Here is an 18,330-nt window from a genome sequence, read left to right on the forward strand (position 1 = left end):
ATTGTCTCTCCACTTCTGCGGGTGTTGTCTTGTTTCTTATATAGCTAGTAGGTGCGGCTATCCTGGACATGGATATAATTTACGCCCTGCGCCGTCAATTTGGAGCCGCTCGTGTCCACGACGCGGACCGCTTTCTTGCCTTTGCCACTGAGGGAGAAGCTAATATTATTCGCCAGCTTGTTCTCTACAATCTGTTCAAGCGCACTGTGAAAGCCCCCAACCGTCACTCCCTCCAGGTTCTCCAGAACCGGCACTTTACCCTCTTCAATAGTCTTAAGAATTTGATAGATCAACGACTTGCTACCATCCATTCCCGTTCGCCTCCTGCATCAATTGTGAGCGTTTACAACACATCCGCCTTACATGCAAGCTTTTCCATCATTATGTATATTCTCTTATTCGACAGCGCAGAACGTTTACCTCTAACCTGGAAATCAATCATCAATAAAAAGTTTCATCAATATGTCCCCCGTACATGCTGCTGACTCCGACGAGTCTGAACACACCATTCACTTTGGCATACGTATAATTCTGATCGGGTTCATCCTTATATCGTACCTCCGCTTCATAATCGCCCGATTTCAGGCTATAGACTCCCCGGATCTCTTGAATATCTGCTTCGGGATATGCTCTGGTATGAATCAGGTAGGCTTTGACCTCATTAGCGATTTGACTTCTTTTATAGGGTAATCCGGTTAGCGACAGGTAGATCCCTCCTGCTACAACAACGAGTACCACAACAGCAATTATCGTACCCCGGTTAGTAAGCCTCATGCGGATAACCTCCGTTCAAAATAGGGTTCCAACCCTGAGTGAGAATAACATAAATTTACAAGTGTCAGTTCATTTTACCATACTGGGTGAATGCCAGCATATTGTATTCGGTTTCTCACATATATTCGGTCACTCATCAACTCTTCCGCCTGAACGCAAAAAAGCACCCCTCAAGGTGCTTCCTGCCACTAGCCACTTTTCCTGCCACTTTCCATCCTTATGCGTTTTGGCGGTATATTGGTGCGCCCAGCGGAGAGCTGCCCGCTCCGCCGTCGACGGCGATATCTGCGCCCTGGATATACGACGAATCCTCGGAGGCCAGGAACAGCGCTACCTTGGCGACCTCTTCCGGCACAGCCGCGCGGCCCAGCGGAATCGAAAGGGCCATGCCTGCCTCAACCTGCTTCCAGTTATCCATCGCCGACTCGCCCCAGATCGGAGTGCGCGTTACGCCGGGCGCAATGTTGTTGACGCGGATGCCCAGCGGGGACAGCTCGGAGGCCAGCACTTTGGTCATGCTGCTAACCGCTCCTTTGCTGGCGGCATAGGCGGAATTGCCAGGTCTTCCGGCCTTGGCTAACACAGAGCCCGTCAGAATGACGGAGGCTCCGGCCTTCAGATGAGGCAGCGCAGCCTGGACGGTGAAGAAGGTACCGGTCACATTGACCCGAAGCACTTCCTCGAAGGTGGCAAGCTCCGTGCTACCCAACGGTGTGTAGCCCGCGATTCCTGCATTCGCGTAGACCACATCCAGTCTGCCGAAGGCCTCTATCGCTGCATTCACAGCCTTCACCGCACTCTGCGGATCAGTCGCATCCGCTTGAACAGCAACAGCATGCTCCGCGCCCAGCTCTTCTACCGCCGCCTGCAGAGATACCGGATTACGGCCGGTAATGACCACTCTGGCACCCTCCGCCACAAACAACCTGGCGCTAGCCAGCCCAATCCCGCTATTCCCTCCAGTAATCAATGCAACCTTCCCGTCAAGCTTCCCCATCGTTAACACTCCTCATCATTTTTATTTGAGACCAATCGTTCTAGTATTGTCAAAAAAATAATTTCTTTCGTAGCTGCATCTTAACATATTCAAGAACGTTCGGTAAAGTATTATTTTTACCGGACGTTCTCAAATAGCATCAGCCATGCAAAAAACAGAAAATAACACCCAATCCACAACAGCGCCCCTATCATGATGATGATTCCTATGTACCCCGCCCAGCCTGGCGGTTTCCTTGTGTACTTCAACAGAAGAAGCGATGCAACAACCAAAACCGCAGAAGGGATGCCTATTATCTGGAGCAGCAATATATTTATGACATCCAGGATAAATCCTTGGCTGAACCATGGGTTAGTCAGCAGGACAACGAGCGCTAAGCCTACAATATTCACCACGACAGCAATAATCCAGAGTATTCTAACGGGTCTAACCATGCTTCACCCCCTATGCTATCCCATTACCCGCTACTCACAAGTATTACACCAAAGCTAACGTTATTCTCCACAACACCTTCAATCAAAGACGGGTCCGCCCCCATGGGGACAAGACCCGTCTTTATCACTCATCTTTGTTAGTCATCTTTGTCAGTCATCTTTGCCATTCGTCAAGATCTAACGGACAACCTACTGCCCTGCCGTCTCAAAAGAAAACCGTGCTGTCCAGGTAGCGCCTGCATCCTTCGTCACATAGAGGGTGGAGCTGTTCATATCCTTCACAGCCATCCAGCCCTGATTGACGTCGGTGAACGAGATCGTTCCTTCGAATCCGGGAATGGTCTGCTGATTCTTCCAGCTCTGTCCGTTGTTCTTGGTGAGCCCGATTCCCACTTGCTCCGCTGCCGGCTGGTATCCTACCAGAAAGGCAGTCTGTGTGCCGATCAGCACCATATTACCGGGGGTACCCGAAGCTGGCCCCTTCTTCGCTATGGCTGCGCCGCTGCCCGGAGCCGGACCGCCGCCTGCGGTCTCCTGGGCAATCACCCGGGTCCAGCTGCCGCCGGAGTTAGAGCTGCCGTAGAGGGAATAAGAGGTCTGCGACATGCCGACGCCGCCGTACAGCAGCGCATACACCTGACTACCCTTGGCGTAGATCTGTCCGTAATTCGCCTCAGGGGAGGAGGCGCTAAGTACCTGCTTCCAGACTGCTCCGCCGTTAGTTGTCTTCATCACCCGATAGCCGCTGCCGGGAACGGCCACCACAGCCCAGCCGTTATTCCGGCTGGTGAATTCCGCCCCGCGTGTGTTGGCAGGCGTCTTGATCAGACTCCAGCTCTTCCCGCCGTCCTTCGTATAATATGTAGATGCGCGGTTGTAGCCGAAGCCCTGGCTGCTGTCCAGGAACTCTATCCGTTCAAAGGTTACTGCCTGGTTCGATAGCCTTGTCCAGATAGAGCCGCCATCTGCCGTTCTTAGCAGATATCTAGCCTGCCCGTCCTTAACCGCAGCAAGCGCCCAGCCGTGAACATTATCCGGGAAATCAATCTGCTGGAAGCTCCACTGTCCTTCATAGATCTTCTGGAAATGGCAGCCGCCGTCCGAGGTTGCAATCAGAAAACCGTTTCCGGCTGCGCGCCCGATATTCGCGTTCAGAAACTCCACATCCGAGAAGGTGAGCGGAATGCTGTCAGCTCCGCTATGTGCCTTTTGCAAATCCTGAAGCAGCCCGTGATCTCCAGTCCCGCAAGCCAGTGCCGCGGCTGAAGCTGCCGCCGCCTGAACCGGAGAAGCCGCCGATCCCCAGCCTGACAGGGCAAGTAGACCTGCAGTAAGAAGAGTTACGGTTATCTGATGTAATCTGGTCGTTCTATTCATCGGTAACACCTCCTGAATATATATTACCCTCTCCACAGAACGTCACTCCGAAGGCACATGAATATGTTACTCCATCTGAGGCCATCTATTCAGGTGTGAAATGGTACAAAACTGTAACCATTTTTGCTGTTAAAATATCCTATCCGTGTTTAATAATAAGTACAGAGATTTACAAGCAATGCATTCAAGGAGGAAGTGGACGGTATGATTAAACAGGATATTCAGCATGCACTTCTCTCCAATCTATGCCAGCGCGTGCATTTAATCAGCGGAGAAACGTACACTGGAGTATGCCAAATCGACCACTCCGCAGATGCACTGCATATTGAAACGAATAAAGGGACCTTCACCGTCCCCTATTGGACGATCAAGCGGTTCATCTAATCACATCATTCCAACCCAAAAGACCTCACGGCCACATCAGGAGATGTGAAACATGAGGTCTTTCTTGTGTACTTATACAACCGGATTCGGTATCATACTGCCGCCCCGGCAATGCTTCAGGTAATTCAGCGCATGGACCTGGCCTGTCATCTCCAGCTCATCCCGGTAGACCGGATCATGCCAGCCTTCAATATCAATCGTACCCTGATAGCCGCCCTGCCGGAGAATGGTGATAATATCCGTCCAGTTCGTATCTCCGAAGCCCGGCGTCCGGTCCCACACATAAGGCTTCGGACCATGAATTCCGTATTCCTTGACTATGTCCCAGGCAATCGTCGCGTCCTTGCCATGAACATGGAAAATCTTATCCACCCATTTGCGCAGCTGCGGAATCGGATCAATTAGCGCGGTGAGCTGATGGGCAGGCTCCCATTCCAGCCCGAGATTGTCTGCCGTAACGGCGTTGAACATTTTCTCCCAAGCTGTAGGGTTATGAGCAATATTCCAGTCACCCTTCTGCCAGCTCCCGCCCATCGCACAATTCTCAAAAGCAATCCGCAGACCCTTGTCTGCCGCCCGCTTCGACAATTCTCCGAACACCTCGGCGAATCTCGGAAGCGACTCGTCAATCGACGAGCCCGGCAAGCGCCCCGTGAATCCGCCGATAAGGTCAGTCCCGAACAAATGAGCGTGTTCAATCAGCTGCGCCCAGCCTTCCAAGGTAGCCTCTGTCTCAGCCTCCGGCCCGCCGCCAAGCGGATTGCCGTAGATGCCGACAGCAGAGATGATGAAGTGATGCTCAGCCGCCAGCTCCCGGACCCGGGCTGCGGTCTCCGCCAGATCGATTCCGCCTGTCGTCTGCCAGAAATTCAATTGAAAGGAGTCGAAGCCATGCTCTACAATCTGCGGAATGACCTGGACGGCTTCGCCGCCGCGTACAAGCGTCCCTATTCTCAGTGAATCTTGCATATTGTTGTCAACTCCAGTTGGTTTTATAGTCAGCGCCCTGCTGTTACCGGCCCTTAATCATCTTGCAAGAGCCCCGTTTGAGCAATACCGCATCATAGACAATGTGCTGATGGGAGGAATGTTTGGTAATCAGGTCGAACAACACGCCCACACTGGACAGTGCCATTTCAGTGCCCGGCTGGCTGATCGTATCCAGCGCAGGATGATAGTACTCAGCCATCTCAATACCGTCGAAGCCGATGATCGAAATATCATCGGGGATAGATAAGCCTGCGGTAAGCACAGCTTTGGCCGCACCGATCGCAATCGTATCGGAGGCCGCAAAGATAGCGGTTACGGTTCTGTCGCGGTTAAGCAGTCTGCGTGCAGCATTGAAGCCTGAGCTTGGACTGTATTCACAATCCTCTACGAATCCCGGATTATAAGGTATGTTATGTTCTTCCAGCGCCATCTTGTAGCCAAGAAGGCGGCGGCTGCCTGTGGTGTCTTCCAGTAAAGGGGATTTGGCGAGAAAGCCGATGTTTCGATGTCCCAGCGAAAGTAAATAAGAGGTTGCCTTATAGGCTTCCTTGGATTCATCGATCGTTACGCTTGAGAAGATGGACGGGTCCACTTCCTGTGAGGTAGTGATGGTCGTGAGTACGAATGGAACGGTTAACTGCTTGAATTTCTCTTCGGAGTGATTATAGGTACCGCCCATGAAAATAATCCCGCTAAGATTCTTCTCTTTCACCAGCTGAATGGCTGCGTTAATCTCATCGGTGCCGTCTTCTACCTGATGGATAAGAAACGGATATCCGCGCAGATTGACCTGACGTTCAATCTCCTTGATCATAATCGAGAAGAATGGGTTAGTGATCCCTTTTACCATAAGTGCAATATTTTTGGATTGCGTTGTTTTCAGATTTCTGGCATTGGAATTGGGAATATAATTATATTCCTTGACGACACTCAGTACCTTCTCCCGGGTGGCATTGCTCACCAGACCCTTATTATTGATGACTCTGGACACTGTTGAGATGCCGACACCGGATATCCTGGCGATATCCTTAATGTTTACGTCCACTCTACTCCCCCATTTATAGGTAAGGGAGCTATAAGATATAGCTCCCCTGTAACCTATACATTCTTTTAGTTAACAGGTGTAAATTCTGCCAATTGTTTCTCTACTTCGGCAATGACCTTATCAACTCCTGCTTTTTTCAGCTGATCGCGGTATTCTGCTACAGCCGTTTTTGCATCTTTATTTGTTTTACCCAGCATGAGCTGGATACCAAGCTGTGCATTCACGTTCGAGATCGAAGCAATCTCAGTAGTTACATTAGCCGGGTCGAAGCTGAAGCCGTTGTACGGATCATCAATCGCTTCTTTATCCCATGCAGCGAACAGTTCCTTACGAACAGGGTTCTCAGTATCACTAGGAATCACGAACTTGTCGTTTCTGAGGGACCAAGCCGAGAAGCCGCCGCCGTCTGTTTTTTCATTGAAGCCCTGCGGCTGTTTCTTCACGCCATCTTCAATAACGTAGTGCTTGCCTTCAATACCGTACTGCATCAGGTTGTAGTAGCTTTCATCCGTCATGAATTTCTCAATAACCATCAGAGAACGCTCTGGGTTAGAGGAGTTCGCACTGATAACTGTCGAGTTGTCTACACCCATCTTACGTTTGATTTTCTTGTTGGCTTCAGCAAAGGTATAGAAAGCTGTAGGAGCATCAGGCAGCGCCTTGATATCTCCGCCATATTGGCCGATCCAGTCCTGGGCATGAGTCAGATAACCCGCAGAGTTCGCGGCTCTGAAGTTGTCTTTGCTGCCTAGGGAAGCGGACAGAACGTCTTTGCCCCAGTAGCCCTTGTCGCCCCACTCACGCATTTTCACAGCCCAATCCTCGAATTCCTGGGTGAAGGCCGGATGGAATACAGTCTTGTAATCCTCTGGGCTCTTAGTGACCAGATTCAATTCATTGAGCGAGATACCAGGTGCGTTCAGCCACATGCCTGTAGTATCAACGAGCATTCTGTACATGTTCTGTGCATCCTCAGCCTTACCGTTAATTGGCGGGAAGGATTCATTGGCAACCACATTATCCATGTATTTAACCATATCATCGATGGACTTAATGTCTGTCATGCCATATTTCTTCAGCAGATCGGTACGGTAGGCATAACCGGCAGGCGTATATTCACTGAACAGACTAGGTACGCCGTAGATTTTGCCATTTACCTTGGTGTTCTGCCAGGAGGATTCTGGAATCTCAGCCTTCAGCTTAGGCGCTACCTTGTCCAGCATGTCGGTAATGTCGGTCAGCGCACCTTCAGTAGCCAGGGTGTAGTAGGACACAGGAGCACCCGGAGAAGCATGCGACAGATCGAACGATTCGCCGGAAGCGAACAGCAGCGGATACTTGGTTGCTACGTCTCCCCAGTCAATATATTTGATTTCAAGCGTAGTATTCATATCGGCCTTAAGCTTCTTGTTAATCTCAGCCAGAATGTCTTTATTGGTAACTCCCTCACTGCCCCACAGATAGTACGTCAGCTTCGCTTCCTTAGAAGTGTCTACGCCTCCAGAATTAGTGGAAGTGGATGGAGTGTTCGACGAGCCTGTATTTCCATTTGCATTATTGCTTGACGAACAAGCGGATAGCACTCCAGTAAGCATGAGGACAGCAGCTAGAGAAGAAGCAATCTTTTTACCTTTCATTCGGTAAGCCTCCCTTTTCTTTTCTATATTATGAATTTTGCATCTATAACAAACACCCTTCAATTGAAGCAGGCGTCCATTAACCCTTAACAGCACCGATGGTAAGACCGGTTACGAAGTAACGCTGAATGAATGGATATAGGAGAATGATCGGGCCTGTAGCCAGCACGGCTGTAGCCATTTTGATCGATTGGGTCGGCAGATCGGCTGTGTTAATGACCGCTCCCGAGTTGATGAGACTGCCCATATTCGCCTGATTGATCATACGCTGCAGGAAGTACTGAAGCGGGAATTTGCTCTGAGTGTCCATGTACAGCATTCCGTTGTACCACTCATTCCAGAAGCCCAGTGCCGAGAACAGTCCGATCGTTGCCAGTGATGGAACCGCCAGCGGCATGAAGATCCGCCAGTAGATGCGGAAATCGCCTGCGCCGTCAATCGTCGCTGATTCATACAGGGAATCCGGGATCGCCTTCATGAAGTTACGCATCAGGAAGATCGACCACGCCCCTACCACAGCTGGCAGAATCATGGCGAACAGGCTGTCCTTGAGGTGCAGATGCTTAACCATCAGGATGTAAGTCGGAATCAATCCTCCGCTGAACAAAGTGGTGAAATAGATCAGGAAGGAGAAGAAGTTACGGTATTTGAAATCCTTGCGGTTCAGGACAAATCCGGCCATGGACATCATGAACAGTCCGAGCACCGTACCGACGACTGTGATAAAGATCGTTACCTGATAAGCATCCACCAGCTTGGAGGAGTTACTGAGCAACAATTCATAGGCCTTGAAAGATACCTCATTTGGTATCAGCTTGTACCCCTCGCGGATAATCTCCTGCTCATTCATGAAGGAGGAAGAGATCATCAGCGCAAAAGGAAACACACAGAACAGGGCAAACACGGAGATGCAAATGTAGCTGATCACCTTAATGAAAATGCTGCCTGAATCCTGTTTGATTTTAATAGTATTACTTGCCATATTAACACCCCTGTTTCTTATCTTGTCTTAGAACAACGCGCTATCCGGTTCAACCTTGCGCACAATAAAGTTAACGACAAGCACCAGAACCAGACCGAATAAGGATTGGTAGAAGCCTACAGCAGCACCCATGGAGAAGTTAAATTGTCCCACGAGCGACCGGAAGACATACGTATCTATAATATCCGTCTGCGGATACAGCACGGAGTTTGTTCCAATCAAATTGTAGAAGAGGTCGAAGGAGCCTTTGAGAATTCCGCCCATACCGAACAGGAGGAGCAGAATGAAGGTTGGCTTCAGAATCGGCAAAGTCATATAACGGATACGCTGCCAGGTAGTGGCGCCGTCCATATAGGCTGCTTCATAGAGATCATGGTTAATCCCCGTAATCGCTGCCAGATAGACAATCATACCGTAACCGGTACTTGCCCAGATCTTGAACGCTACAATGATGTATTTCCAGATTCCAGCGTCGGAGTAGAACTCAATCTTGTCTAAGCCCGTACTGGTAAGCATCGTATTGATAAACCCGGAGTTGAAATTGAACAGGTTATACGCGAACACGCCGACGATAACCATCGAGATGAAGTTCGGAAGCAGAATAACCGACTGGGAGATCTTCTTGAACCACTTGCCTGTAATCTCCGACAGCATGATGGCAAATACAATCTGGATGATGTTACCTAGTGCAAGGAACACCAGATTGTAGAGCAAAGTATTCTTGGTGATATTCCAGAGGTCTCCGTTCTGAATCAGGAACTCGAAATTCTTGAGTCCGATAAAGTCACTGCCGAAGATCCCTTTGTTGAGCTTGTAATCTACGAATGCAACGTAAGCGCCAGGCATTACCGCATAATGAAACACAGCAAAATACACAATGACAGGCAGCAGCATGAGATACAACACTTTGTTCTTCAATAATTCCCGGACAACATTTCCGCCCGATTGTACAAATCTTGCCAATGAACCCACCTCCAAATTAAACATTGCATTCCACTGCAACTAATTAACCCTTTTCGACCATATAGAAACGTTTCCATTATTTCTTTGTGTTTCCCCTGCTCAGAGCATACTCCTTCCTTGTATACGCTGTCAAACATTTTTTATTTTTAAATAACAAGTAATAAAATTACATTTCGCTATACATAATAGAGGAAAAGGCGTTTTTTTTATAGATAATTGACTTTTTTCAGTCAAAAGTCTAAACTCGAAATGTATCGCCTATGGAAACGTTTCTATTTATTCTTTACATGGACATGTCAGCCCTTTTTTGTGACATCTGATGATGAATTTCCCCGTTCTGATCGATTTCATGTCCTAACTTAAGCACTGGAAAGCGAGGCTCGATATGATATTCAAACAACAAATGAACATGATTACGTTAACCCGGGATGACCTGTCGTATACATTCCTGCCTACAGGAGATATTTTTGAATTCACGCAGGGCTCCACTCTAATTAATCTGTTCCAGGGTAATCCGGCAGACGGCTCTTCCAATAATATCTACCTGCGCGTATATACGGAGCAAGGAATCCAGAGCTATCCGCTGCTGGGTATTAAGTCGGGCTCCAAGCTGTCATGTACCGACGACAAACTGATTTTTGAAGGTTCTATAGAAGCAATCAGCTACCGCGTAACCTTCGCACCGGCAAAGGACGGCATCTGGTTCTGGCAGCTTCAGCTCTCCGGCAACGGTGAGACTGTAGATGTAGTGTATGGCCAGGACGTCGGCATTGCAGATAAAGGCGGCATTCTCGCTAATGAGCTGTACATGAGCCAATATCTGGATCACAGCATCTGGGAAGGCACGCAGGGCTACGCCGTCTGCTCGCGCCAGAACCAGCCGCAGGGTTCGGACTTCCCTTATCTCCAGCAGGGTGTAGTCGGTTCACGGGCTGTAGGCTACTCCACGGATGGCATGCAGTTCTTCGGCATTTCCTATAAAGGAAGCTATGTGCCTGAAGCGCTCAACGGCAATCTGCAGAACCGTAATTATCAATACGAGCTGGCTTATACCGCACTCCAGACCGAGACTATGGTCCTGTCAGCTCCGGTAGAATTCGCCTTCTACGGCCTATTCCGTCCGAATCATCCCGCTGCTGTAACTGAGCTTGAATTCCAGGCTGAGCTGCAGGCAGCTTATGCAGAGATCGACTGGAGCGGCAAGGAAGCCGTGCCAAGCCGGGATGTCCCTGTGCTGAGTGACGATATCGGCAAGCCATATGTCTCCGCACAGTGGTCACAGGCCGAGATCGATGCTGCCTTCCCGAACCGGAAGCTTGAGGAGATGGAGAACGGACAGCTGCTCTCCTTCTTCACAGACGGGCATGTCCATGTGGTTCTACAGCCTAAGGAGCTGCTGGTAGAACGTCCGCATGGCCATATCATCACCTCGCTGCTGGGCGACAAGCAGGTAGACAACAACCTGATCTCCTCCACTAACTATATGTACGGGATTTTCAACGGACAGACTGTAGTGGGGAATACCTCTTTCCATAAAGGGCTCTCCACGCCGCGCGGCCTGCTGAATATTCAGCGGAACAGCGGTCAGCGGATCTACGTCCGCATGGACGGGGTCTACCGGATTCTTACACTGCCGGCGGCTTACGAGATGGGCGTGAATTTTGCGAAATGGCATTATCAGGTTGAAGACGATGTGCTGACCGTTACTGCGATCGCCGCAGCAGGCCAGCCGGATGTTGCCCTTCAGGTCCAGTCGAAGCTCGGCAGATCCTATGATTATCTGATCACGAACCAGCTGGTCATGGGCGAACATGAATTCCAGCATCCGGTACGGGTAGAAGAGAAAGACGGCATCCTGCAGCTTCTTCCTGATGAAGCATTACTTCAGAAGCTTCCTTATCCGGGCCTGCATTTCGATATCCAGCTGCCGGGAACTTCCTATACGTATAGTGACGACCGGATGTTCTATGCCGACAGACAGCCGCGCAACGGCACTCTGCTTACCTTGTCGGTAACGCAGTCCTCCGGCTTCCAGCTCGTGCTTCAGGGCAGACTTTCAGCAGCAGAGGCTCTTCCGCTGACGGCCCCTTACACACTGGAGAAGGAGCAGGTACAATATAACGAATTCTACGCTTCTTTCACTTCCGGCTTCCACCTGGAGCTGGATGGCGCGGAGCAGTCGCGGATCGGCATTCTGAATGAGACCGCATGGTGGTACACCCATAATGCGATGACCCACTTCATCATGCCGCATGGCCTTGAACAGCCGGGCGGAGCAGCCTGGGGTACACGCGATGTATGCCAGGGGCCAATGGAATACTTCCTGATGACCCAGCATTATGAGCTGGCCCGCAATGTTCTGCTGAAGATCTATTCGCATCAGCTGTGGGAGAGCAAGGAATGGCCGCAATGGTTCATGTTCGACCAGCATCCGGTTCAGGCCCATGAATGGCATGGCGACGTTGTGCTCTGGCCGCTGAAATGCATCAGCGATTACATCATGGCTACCGGAGACTACGCGATTCTTAACGAAGAAATCGGCTATCACCATCTGGCGGACGCTCAGCCAAGCCAGCAGACCGAGACTGTCCTTGAGCATGTGAAGGCTGCCGTTGAGACCATCCGTGATCGCTTCATACCGGGCACGTCCCTGATCAACTATGCCGGCGGCGACTGGGATGACACCCTGCAGCCAGCCAATGAAGCGCTCAAGACCAAGCTGGTCAGCGCATGGACTGTCGCGCTCGCCTTCCAGGTGATCCGCAATCTGTCCCAGGTGACTTCCGCCGATCCTGAATTCTCCGCCAGCCTGGCAACTATGGCCGAAGAGATGAAGGAATCGTTCCGTACCCTCCTGATCAAAGACGGCGTGATCGCCGGCTTCGCTTACTTCCAGGAGAACGGCAGCATTGATTATATGCTTCATCCGCTGGATCAGCAGACTGGAATTCATTACCGGTTATTGCCGATGACCCGCAGTATTATTGCGGAGCTGGTTACGCCGGAGCAGGCGCTAACCAATCTGCGCCTGATCGATGAGCACCTGAACTGCCCGGACGGCGTGCGCCTGATGGACCGTCCTGCCCGCTATGAAGGCGGCGTAAGCACCATCTTCCGCCGTGCGGAGCAAGCAGCCAGCGTCGGCCGTGAGATCAGCCTGCAATATGTACATGCCCATATCCGCTATATTGAAGCTTCCGCCAAGCTGGGCGAAGCGAAGCGTGCCTGGGATGGCCTGTTCCAGATCAACCCGATCAACATCCGGCAGAGCGTGCCTAATGCGCAGCTGCGTCAGAGCAACATGTACTTCAGCAGCTCGGACGGCGATTTCCCTGACCGTTACAGCTATCAGGAGAACTTCGACCAGCTGCGTGACGGCAGCGTTGAGGTGAAGGGCGGCTGGCGGCTGTATTCCAGCGGTCCCGGAATCTATCTGAATCAGCTGATCTCAGCCGTCCTGGGTATCCGCTTCAGTGAAGAAGAGCTGATTATTGATCCGGTCCTTCCGGCCAGCCTTGACGGTCTGCGCTTCACTTATGAGTGCTTCGGCAAGAAGATGACCTTTGTCTATCACATCAGCCCAGGTAAGGCCCGCACCCCGGAAGTGCAGGCAGCAGGCGTTGCTGTTACTGGCCAGGTACTACCGAATCCATACCGCCCGGGTGCGGTAAGCATTGCCAAGAATCATCTGCTGAGCCTGCCCGGCGATGAGCTGCATATCTATGTAACACAATAACTTTCAGTACGCTTACGAAGGAGTTAACCATGACTAAACCGTTTATCCAGGATCTCGTGAACGATATGACACTAGACGAGAAGTTAGCCCAGCTTACCCAGCTTGGTCCGTACTATTGGGGTCTGGATGATACCGTGGATTTGACGGGTCCATTCAAAGAACTTAATATCGAGCCGCAGGTGATCCGAAGCATCGGCAGCGTTCTGAACGGCATCGGCGCCCGGAATGTCATTGAGCTGCAGACCCGGCATCTGGAATCCAGCCGCCTGAAGATCCCGCTGATCTTCATGGCCGATGTCATTCACGGCTACCGGACCATTCTGCCGATTCCGCTCGCCATGGGCTGTTCCTTCGATCTCGATGCCTGCGAGCAGTTCGCTGAGGTAGCTGCGCGGGAGAGCGCTGCCGCCGGCATTCACCTCACCTTCTCTCCGATGACCGACCTCGTGCGCGATCCGCGCTGGGGCCGGGTCATGGAGACCTCCGGTGAGGACCCTTACCTGAACGCCCGGGTGACCGAGAGCATGGTCCGGGGCTACCAGGGCAAGGACCTGAAGGAGCCGGGGCGGATCGCTGCCTGCGTGAAGCATTTCGCCGGCTACGGCGCGCCAGAAGGAGGACGTGAATATAACACGGTGGACATGTCCACCGGCGTACTCCGTGAGTTCTATCTGCCAGCCTACAAGGCAGCAGTAGATGCCGGTGTCGCTATGGTAATGGCTGCGTTCAATACCATTGACCGCATCCCGTCCAGCGGCAACAGCAAGCTCCTGCGCGGTATTCTCCGCGAGGAATGGGGCTTCGATGGCGTAACCATCGCCGACTTCAACTCCGTGAATGAGCTGGTGCCCCACGGCGCAGCGCAAGACGGACGTGAAGCAGCGCTGAAGAGTCTGGTAGCCGGACTCGATATCGAAATGATGTCCACCCACTATCTGAACCACGCTGCCTCGCTTGTCCAGGAAGGTCTTCTCGACCTCCGCCTCATCGACGAAGCTGTTAAGCGGGTACTGGAGCTTAAGGATGCCCTCGGCCTGTTCGACAATCCGTTCAAGGATGCCGACCCTGTAGCTGATGAAGCCGATAAGCCAAGTCCCGAGCATCTTCAGGCAGCACGCGAGCTGGGCGCCCGCTCGATCGTTCTGCTGAAGAACGAAGGCGGAATCCTGCCGCTTACGCGCGGCATGAAGATCGGCCTCGCCGGTCCTTTCGCTACCTCGATCAATGTTCTTGGCGGCTGGGCCGGTACCGAGAAAGACCCGGCGGTCTCCCTCTACGAGGGCATCACCGGCAAAATCCCGGCAGCGGACCTGCTCACAGCAATGACCGGCGAGCTGGGAAGCATGCTGGAGGGTGTATTCGATGTGGAGGATGCTTCCGAAGCGGCTTACGAGCAGCTGAAGGACTGTGATGTGATTCTTGCCGCAGTCGGCGAGAATCAGCAGGATACCGGAGAAGGCGGCAGTAAAGCCAGCCTGCGGCTGTCCGCCAATCAGGAGAAGCTGATCCACCGCCTCAAGGCAACCGGCAAGCCGGTGGTCACCATTGTGTTCAGCGGCCGCCCGCTGGAGCTTGCACCAGTGCTTGAGTCAAGTGATGCACTGGTACAGGCCTGGTTCCTCGGCACAGAGTCGGGAAATTCCATTGCAGATGTGCTGTTCGGCGATTATAACCCGTCCGGACGCCTCTCCATGAGCTTCCCTTACTCCGTGGGACAGATCCCGGTGTACTATAATGCTTATCAGACGGGACGTCCTTATGATCCCCAGTATCCGAATGTGCGTTATGTAACCCGCTATCTGGATATTCCGAATGATCCGTTGTTCTGCTTCGGCTACGGCCTTAGCTATTCCGCCTTTGCCTACAGTAGCTTTACAGTAGAAGCTGCGGCAGACGGCAAGGTGCTTGCCTCCATCCAGGTGGAGAACACCTCGGAGGTTACCGGCAAGGAGACCGTACAGCTCTATATCCGCGATGTTACCGCAAGTGTGGTCCGTCCCGGCAAGGAGCTGAAGGGCTTCAAGCAGATTACCCTTGCCCCGCATGAGAAGCAGACGGTATCCTTCGAGATCACCAGAGACATGCTCATGTTCTACGGCCAGGATGATCAGCTGGTGTTCGAGCCTGGAGACTTCGATATCATGCTCGGCGCCAACTCCAGTGATCATAGCACGCAGCGGATCTGGATCGGCTGACCCTACTAACCAATAGACATAACAAATAGCGCCAATCCTCCACTTCACAAGTGTATGGATTGGCGCTATTTATATTGCACAGCTCTGCGTTACGCACCGGTCAGCAGCTCAATATCCAGCCGGGCAAAGGTATCCTTCCATTCCTCAGAGCAGCCGCTGTCGGTCAGCACCATGGAGATATGCTCTAGCGGGGCGATCTGGGCAAAGGTAGTGATGCCGAATTTGGAATGATCCGCGACCAGAATGGATTCCTCAGCCCGTTCCATCATTTTGCGGGAGATCAGGGCTTCCTCCAGGTGGTAGTCGGTAATGCCCTCCGAGAGCGAGATCCCCCCGGCAGAGATGAAAGCCTTATTCACCTTGAACTGACCCAGCAAATCATGGGCGGTGCCCCCTACTGCCGCCTGGTATCCTGCATTCACCTCACCTCCGGCAAAAATAACCTTCCCCGCAAACTGCTCCAGCGCACAGTTCAGCACGGGAACAGAGTTTGTAATCACTGTCACTTGTGTTCGGTCCTTCAGCGCGCGCATGATCTCAAGGGTCGTTGTTCCGTTGTCGAGGATGACCGTCTCACCGTCTTGAATGAGTGAGGCTGCCAGCCTGCCGATAGCCTGCTTGTCCGGCAGATGCATTTGGGCGCGCTTCATGAACGTAGGCTCATGATTCTCCGAGCGGATTCGCACCGCTCCCCCGTACACCTTGCGCAGCCGTCCTTCCTTCTCCAGCCGGTCCAGATCACGCCGGATCGTCTCCGTCGTCACCCCGAACCGCTCCGCGAGAAAATGCACCTGCACCTTCCCCTCAAGCTCCAGCTGGGCGAGAATCGTGTGCTTGCGTTCTTCATAGGTCAGCGACATCCATACTTCCTCCAGTCGGTGTTGATTTTATATAGAATGTACTTTTATTTTTCTATGATGGGATTGGCCGTGACACCAGAGAATAGTTGGCCCTCCAGCCGCTGTTGTCCCAGATTCCCTTGATTCAGCCACTTTTCGCGGGAGAAATCCGGTGACGGCTGCTGCACGAAAGTAACCAGTCCCAATGTATGCGAAAAACAGCATACATTCTGCTGCACGAACTAGTAGAGCATCAGGTTAAAAAGGATGGATAAGTTTGTTAAACCCTATCAACCCAAAATCTAACGGACCGGTGAGATCTTATCTCCGCGAAAACGCCACTTTTTGCAGCGTAACGGACTCAGGTGACCTTACAGTCTCTCTATGAGACGTTTCGGAGCTGAAGTGCAAAGGATAAGGCCTATTCTAGCTCCATGGAGTCCGTTACTCGCCCAATTGGCGATTTTCTTCCCAAATAAGCGCACCTCAGTCCCTTACGATAAGCCAAGAGCCCCTGAAGAACAAGGCCCGCTTGGAAAAAAAGATGTAATTTGAAGGGGAATTGCGTCTGCTCCACTATTTTAAATCCAATAAGGTACTAGTTAGTAAATTCAAATTTTTTTGGGTATCTCTAGTCGAAATGTTGTTTCTAGTGTATTGATGTTGTTTTCACCAGTATATGAATCTGAATTCCACTTGTCAATGCGGCCCCTTTGCCACAGAAGCATCCTTGGTAGATATATGGGTATGGCACACATTGTATGAACTACAGTAGAATGAGCTTTTGCCTAATATCGTGCTAATTCTATTGCAGAGAATACAATCATCCCATAGGAGGCTTGACAGAATAACCAAACGAGCCTAAAATCAACATGAAACAACACAAAGAAACATAAATCAACAACACATTGAATCAACAAACGCCGCACTATTACATCACCACACGCCTTACTGCCATACCCATAATCGGATTGACAAGAGAGGGGATTTCCCGCATGAACAGTAAATTATCATTTCGGCCAGACGGTACCTTCACCATCGTACAGTTCACTGACCTCCACTGGATGGATGGAAGAGCAGAGGATCAGCAGACCCGGGAGCTGATGGAGCTGGTGCTGAAGGCGGAGCAGCCGGACCTGGTTATTTTCACAGGGGATACGATCTATACGGGTCCGGTCCGTGAAGGTGAGCTTCCTTGCCAGGATCCCAAGCAGGCCTTCCGCGATGCAGTGGCTGCTGTAGTGAATTCCGGTGTGCCTTGGGCGTTCGTATTCGGCAACCACGACACGGAGAACGGAGTGACCTACAGCGAGCTGATGGAGATTGCGCAGGAGTCTCCGCAGTGTCTGGCTGAGGCTGGTCCGGCGGAGCTGGCAGGTTCAAGCAATTACGTCCTGGAGATTGAAGGCGCGGGCAATCATGCGGGAGCCATCCTCTATATGCTCGATACGGGTGCCTACTCTCCGCTGGAGCAGATTCCCGGGTATAGCTGGGTCCGGCGTAACCAGATGGATTGGCTGGCAGAGCAGTCAGCGCGGCTGAATCCCGGAGAAGGTAAGGCCAAGCGGCCTGCGCTGGCATTCTTCCATATCCCGCTGCCCGAATATGACGAGATGTGGAACACCGAAGTCTGTTACGGACACAAGTATGAACGGGTCTGCGCTCCGGTTCTGAACTCAGGGTTATTCGCTACCCTCGTAGAGATGGGCGATGTGGCAGGCACCTTTTGCGGACATGACCATATCAATGATTTCACCGGTACACTGCATGGCATCCGCCTCAGCTATGGCCGGGCAACCGGCTATAATACTTACGGGCACGACAATCTCAAGCGGGGAGCGCGCGTCATCCGTCTAGAGCAGAACCATCCGTCCTTCGATACCTGGCTCCGGCTGGCAGACGGCTCCCGGTGTACAGAACAGCCTGCCCATACTCCCCCCCCCTGCTGCCGATTCACAACACTAACTACTACTTGAG

At 51.8% G+C, this 18,330-nt stretch carries 16 protein-coding genes; 4 read left to right on the forward strand and 12 right to left on the reverse strand.

The window, feature by feature from the left end; genetic code table 11:
- Window positions 1-44 precede the first annotated feature (44 nt).
- The 5 genes from NYE24_RS12765 to NYE24_RS12785 form a co-directional block, all read right to left on the reverse strand.
- Complete coding sequence (locus NYE24_RS12765) at window positions 45-311, reverse strand: hypothetical protein (protein ID WP_036697490.1); 267 nt, start codon at window positions 309-311, stop codon at window positions 45-47.
- Between the two features lie 130 nt (window positions 312-441).
- Window positions 442-774, reverse strand: a complete 333-nt coding sequence (locus NYE24_RS12770; protein WP_036697491.1) for a DUF3139 domain-containing protein — start codon at window positions 772-774, stop codon at window positions 442-444.
- A 217-nt stretch (window positions 775-991) separates the two neighbouring features.
- The gene (locus NYE24_RS12775; protein WP_342478805.1) at window positions 992-1,771 is read right to left on the reverse strand and encodes a glucose 1-dehydrogenase; all 780 of its coding nucleotides are present in this window, start codon (window positions 1,769-1,771) and stop codon (window positions 992-994) included.
- A 116-nt stretch (window positions 1,772-1,887) separates the two neighbouring features.
- Window positions 1,888-2,205 carry a hypothetical protein gene (locus NYE24_RS12780; protein ID WP_342478806.1) on the reverse strand — a complete coding sequence of 106 codons (318 nt, stop codon included), beginning with the start codon at window positions 2,203-2,205 and terminating at the stop codon, window positions 1,888-1,890.
- 189 nt (window positions 2,206-2,394) lie between these two features.
- Window positions 2,395-3,582 (reverse strand): hypothetical protein, encoded by a 1,188-nt coding sequence (locus tag NYE24_RS12785; RefSeq protein WP_342478807.1) that lies wholly within the window; start codon window positions 3,580-3,582, stop codon window positions 2,395-2,397.
- 204 nt (window positions 3,583-3,786) lie between these two features.
- Between NYE24_RS12785 and NYE24_RS12790 the strand changes: the two genes are divergently transcribed.
- Window positions 3,787-3,966 (forward strand): hypothetical protein, encoded by a 180-nt coding sequence (locus tag NYE24_RS12790; RefSeq protein WP_036697495.1) that lies wholly within the window; start codon window positions 3,787-3,789, stop codon window positions 3,964-3,966.
- Between the two features lie 72 nt (window positions 3,967-4,038).
- Here NYE24_RS12790 and NYE24_RS12795 read toward each other — a convergent pair whose 3' ends face one another.
- From NYE24_RS12795 to NYE24_RS12815, 5 genes are all read right to left on the reverse strand, one after another.
- A complete protein-coding gene (locus NYE24_RS12795; protein ID WP_036697496.1) occupies window positions 4,039-4,935 on the reverse strand; it encodes a sugar phosphate isomerase/epimerase in 897 nt (298 codons plus the stop codon).
- A 43-nt stretch (window positions 4,936-4,978) separates the two neighbouring features.
- Window positions 4,979-6,001 carry a LacI family DNA-binding transcriptional regulator gene (locus NYE24_RS12800; RefSeq protein WP_036697498.1) on the reverse strand — a complete coding sequence of 341 codons (1,023 nt, stop codon included), beginning with the start codon at window positions 5,999-6,001 and terminating at the stop codon, window positions 4,979-4,981.
- A gap of 65 nt (window positions 6,002-6,066) precedes the next feature.
- Entirely contained in the window at window positions 6,067-7,638 is a 1,572-nt protein-coding gene (locus NYE24_RS12805) for a DUF3502 domain-containing protein (RefSeq protein ID WP_342478808.1), read from the reverse strand.
- Between the two features lie 79 nt (window positions 7,639-7,717).
- The gene (locus NYE24_RS12810) at window positions 7,718-8,620 is read right to left on the reverse strand and encodes a carbohydrate ABC transporter permease (RefSeq protein ID WP_083678254.1); all 903 of its coding nucleotides are present in this window, start codon (window positions 8,618-8,620) and stop codon (window positions 7,718-7,720) included.
- A gap of 27 nt (window positions 8,621-8,647) precedes the next feature.
- Complete coding sequence (locus tag NYE24_RS12815) at window positions 8,648-9,583, reverse strand: ABC transporter permease subunit (RefSeq protein ID WP_036697502.1); 936 nt, start codon at window positions 9,581-9,583, stop codon at window positions 8,648-8,650.
- 403 nt (window positions 9,584-9,986) lie between these two features.
- Here NYE24_RS12815 and NYE24_RS12820 point away from each other — a divergent pair, with 403 nt between their 5' ends.
- Together NYE24_RS12820 and bglX are read left to right on the forward strand one after the other, a co-directional pair.
- Window positions 9,987-13,319, forward strand: coding sequence for a cellobiose phosphorylase (locus NYE24_RS12820; protein ID WP_342478809.1), 3,333 nt, complete (start codon window positions 9,987-9,989; stop codon window positions 13,317-13,319).
- Between the two features lie 29 nt (window positions 13,320-13,348).
- Window positions 13,349-15,514: a beta-glucosidase BglX gene (gene bglX / locus NYE24_RS12825; protein WP_342478810.1), complete on the forward strand. Its 2,166-nt coding sequence runs from the start codon at window positions 13,349-13,351 to the stop codon at window positions 15,512-15,514.
- Window positions 15,515-15,603: 89 nt separating this feature from the next.
- On the opposite strand, the gene NYE24_RS12830 is transcribed toward bglX, so the two are convergent.
- Together NYE24_RS12830 and NYE24_RS12835 are read right to left on the reverse strand one after the other, a co-directional pair.
- On the reverse strand, window positions 15,604-16,374 hold the full coding sequence (locus NYE24_RS12830; RefSeq protein ID WP_076162176.1) for a DeoR/GlpR family DNA-binding transcription regulator: 771 nt from the start codon (window positions 16,372-16,374) through the stop codon (window positions 15,604-15,606).
- A gap of 44 nt (window positions 16,375-16,418) precedes the next feature.
- Entirely contained in the window at window positions 16,419-16,559 is a 141-nt protein-coding gene (locus tag NYE24_RS12835; protein ID WP_342478811.1) for a hypothetical protein, read from the reverse strand.
- Between the two features lie 789 nt (window positions 16,560-17,348).
- Here NYE24_RS12835 and NYE24_RS12840 point away from each other — a divergent pair.
- The gene (locus NYE24_RS12840) at window positions 17,349-18,329 is read left to right on the forward strand and encodes a metallophosphoesterase family protein (RefSeq protein ID WP_342478812.1); all 981 of its coding nucleotides are present in this window, start codon (window positions 17,349-17,351) and stop codon (window positions 18,327-18,329) included.
- The last annotated feature ends 1 nt before the right edge of the window (window position 18,330 follow it).

This window comes from Paenibacillus sp. FSL H7-0350 (assembly GCF_038593195.1).
In the GTDB taxonomy this organism is placed as follows: Bacteria; Bacillota; Bacilli; order Paenibacillales; family Paenibacillaceae; genus Paenibacillus_AQ.

Excerpts from the sequence above, each read along its gene's own strand:
- NYE24_RS12795 (WP_036697496.1), bottom strand. The coding sequence starts at position 4,935 with ATGCAAGATTCACTGAGAATAGGGACGCTTGTACGCGGCGGCGAAGCC.
- NYE24_RS12830 (WP_076162176.1), bottom strand. The coding sequence starts at position 16,374 with ATGTCGCTGACCTATGAAGAACGCAAGCACACGATTCTCGCCCAGCTG.
- NYE24_RS12805 (WP_342478808.1), bottom strand. The coding sequence starts at position 7,638 with ATGAAAGGTAAAAAGATTGCTTCTTCTCTAGCTGCTGTCCTCATGCTT.
- bglX (WP_342478810.1), top strand. The coding sequence starts at position 13,349 with ATGACTAAACCGTTTATCCAGGATCTCGTGAACGATATGACACTAGAC.
- NYE24_RS12765 (WP_036697490.1), bottom strand. The coding sequence starts at position 311 with ATGGATGGTAGCAAGTCGTTGATCTATCAAATTCTTAAGACTATTGAA.
- NYE24_RS12810 (WP_083678254.1), bottom strand. The coding sequence starts at position 8,620 with ATGGCAAGTAATACTATTAAAATCAAACAGGATTCAGGCAGCATTTTC.
- NYE24_RS12780 (WP_342478806.1), bottom strand. The coding sequence starts at position 2,205 with ATGGTTAGACCCGTTAGAATACTCTGGATTATTGCTGTCGTGGTGAAT.
- NYE24_RS12820 (WP_342478809.1), top strand. The coding sequence starts at position 9,987 with ATGAACATGATTACGTTAACCCGGGATGACCTGTCGTATACATTCCTG.
- NYE24_RS12785 (WP_342478807.1), bottom strand. The coding sequence starts at position 3,582 with ATGAATAGAACGACCAGATTACATCAGATAACCGTAACTCTTCTTACT.
- NYE24_RS12770 (WP_036697491.1), bottom strand. The coding sequence starts at position 774 with ATGAGGCTTACTAACCGGGGTACGATAATTGCTGTTGTGGTACTCGTT.
- NYE24_RS12775 (WP_342478805.1), bottom strand. The coding sequence starts at position 1,771 with ATGGGGAAGCTTGACGGGAAGGTTGCATTGATTACTGGAGGGAATAGC.
- NYE24_RS12790 (WP_036697495.1), top strand. The coding sequence starts at position 3,787 with ATGATTAAACAGGATATTCAGCATGCACTTCTCTCCAATCTATGCCAG.
- NYE24_RS12840 (WP_342478812.1), top strand. The coding sequence starts at position 17,349 with ATGAACAGTAAATTATCATTTCGGCCAGACGGTACCTTCACCATCGTA.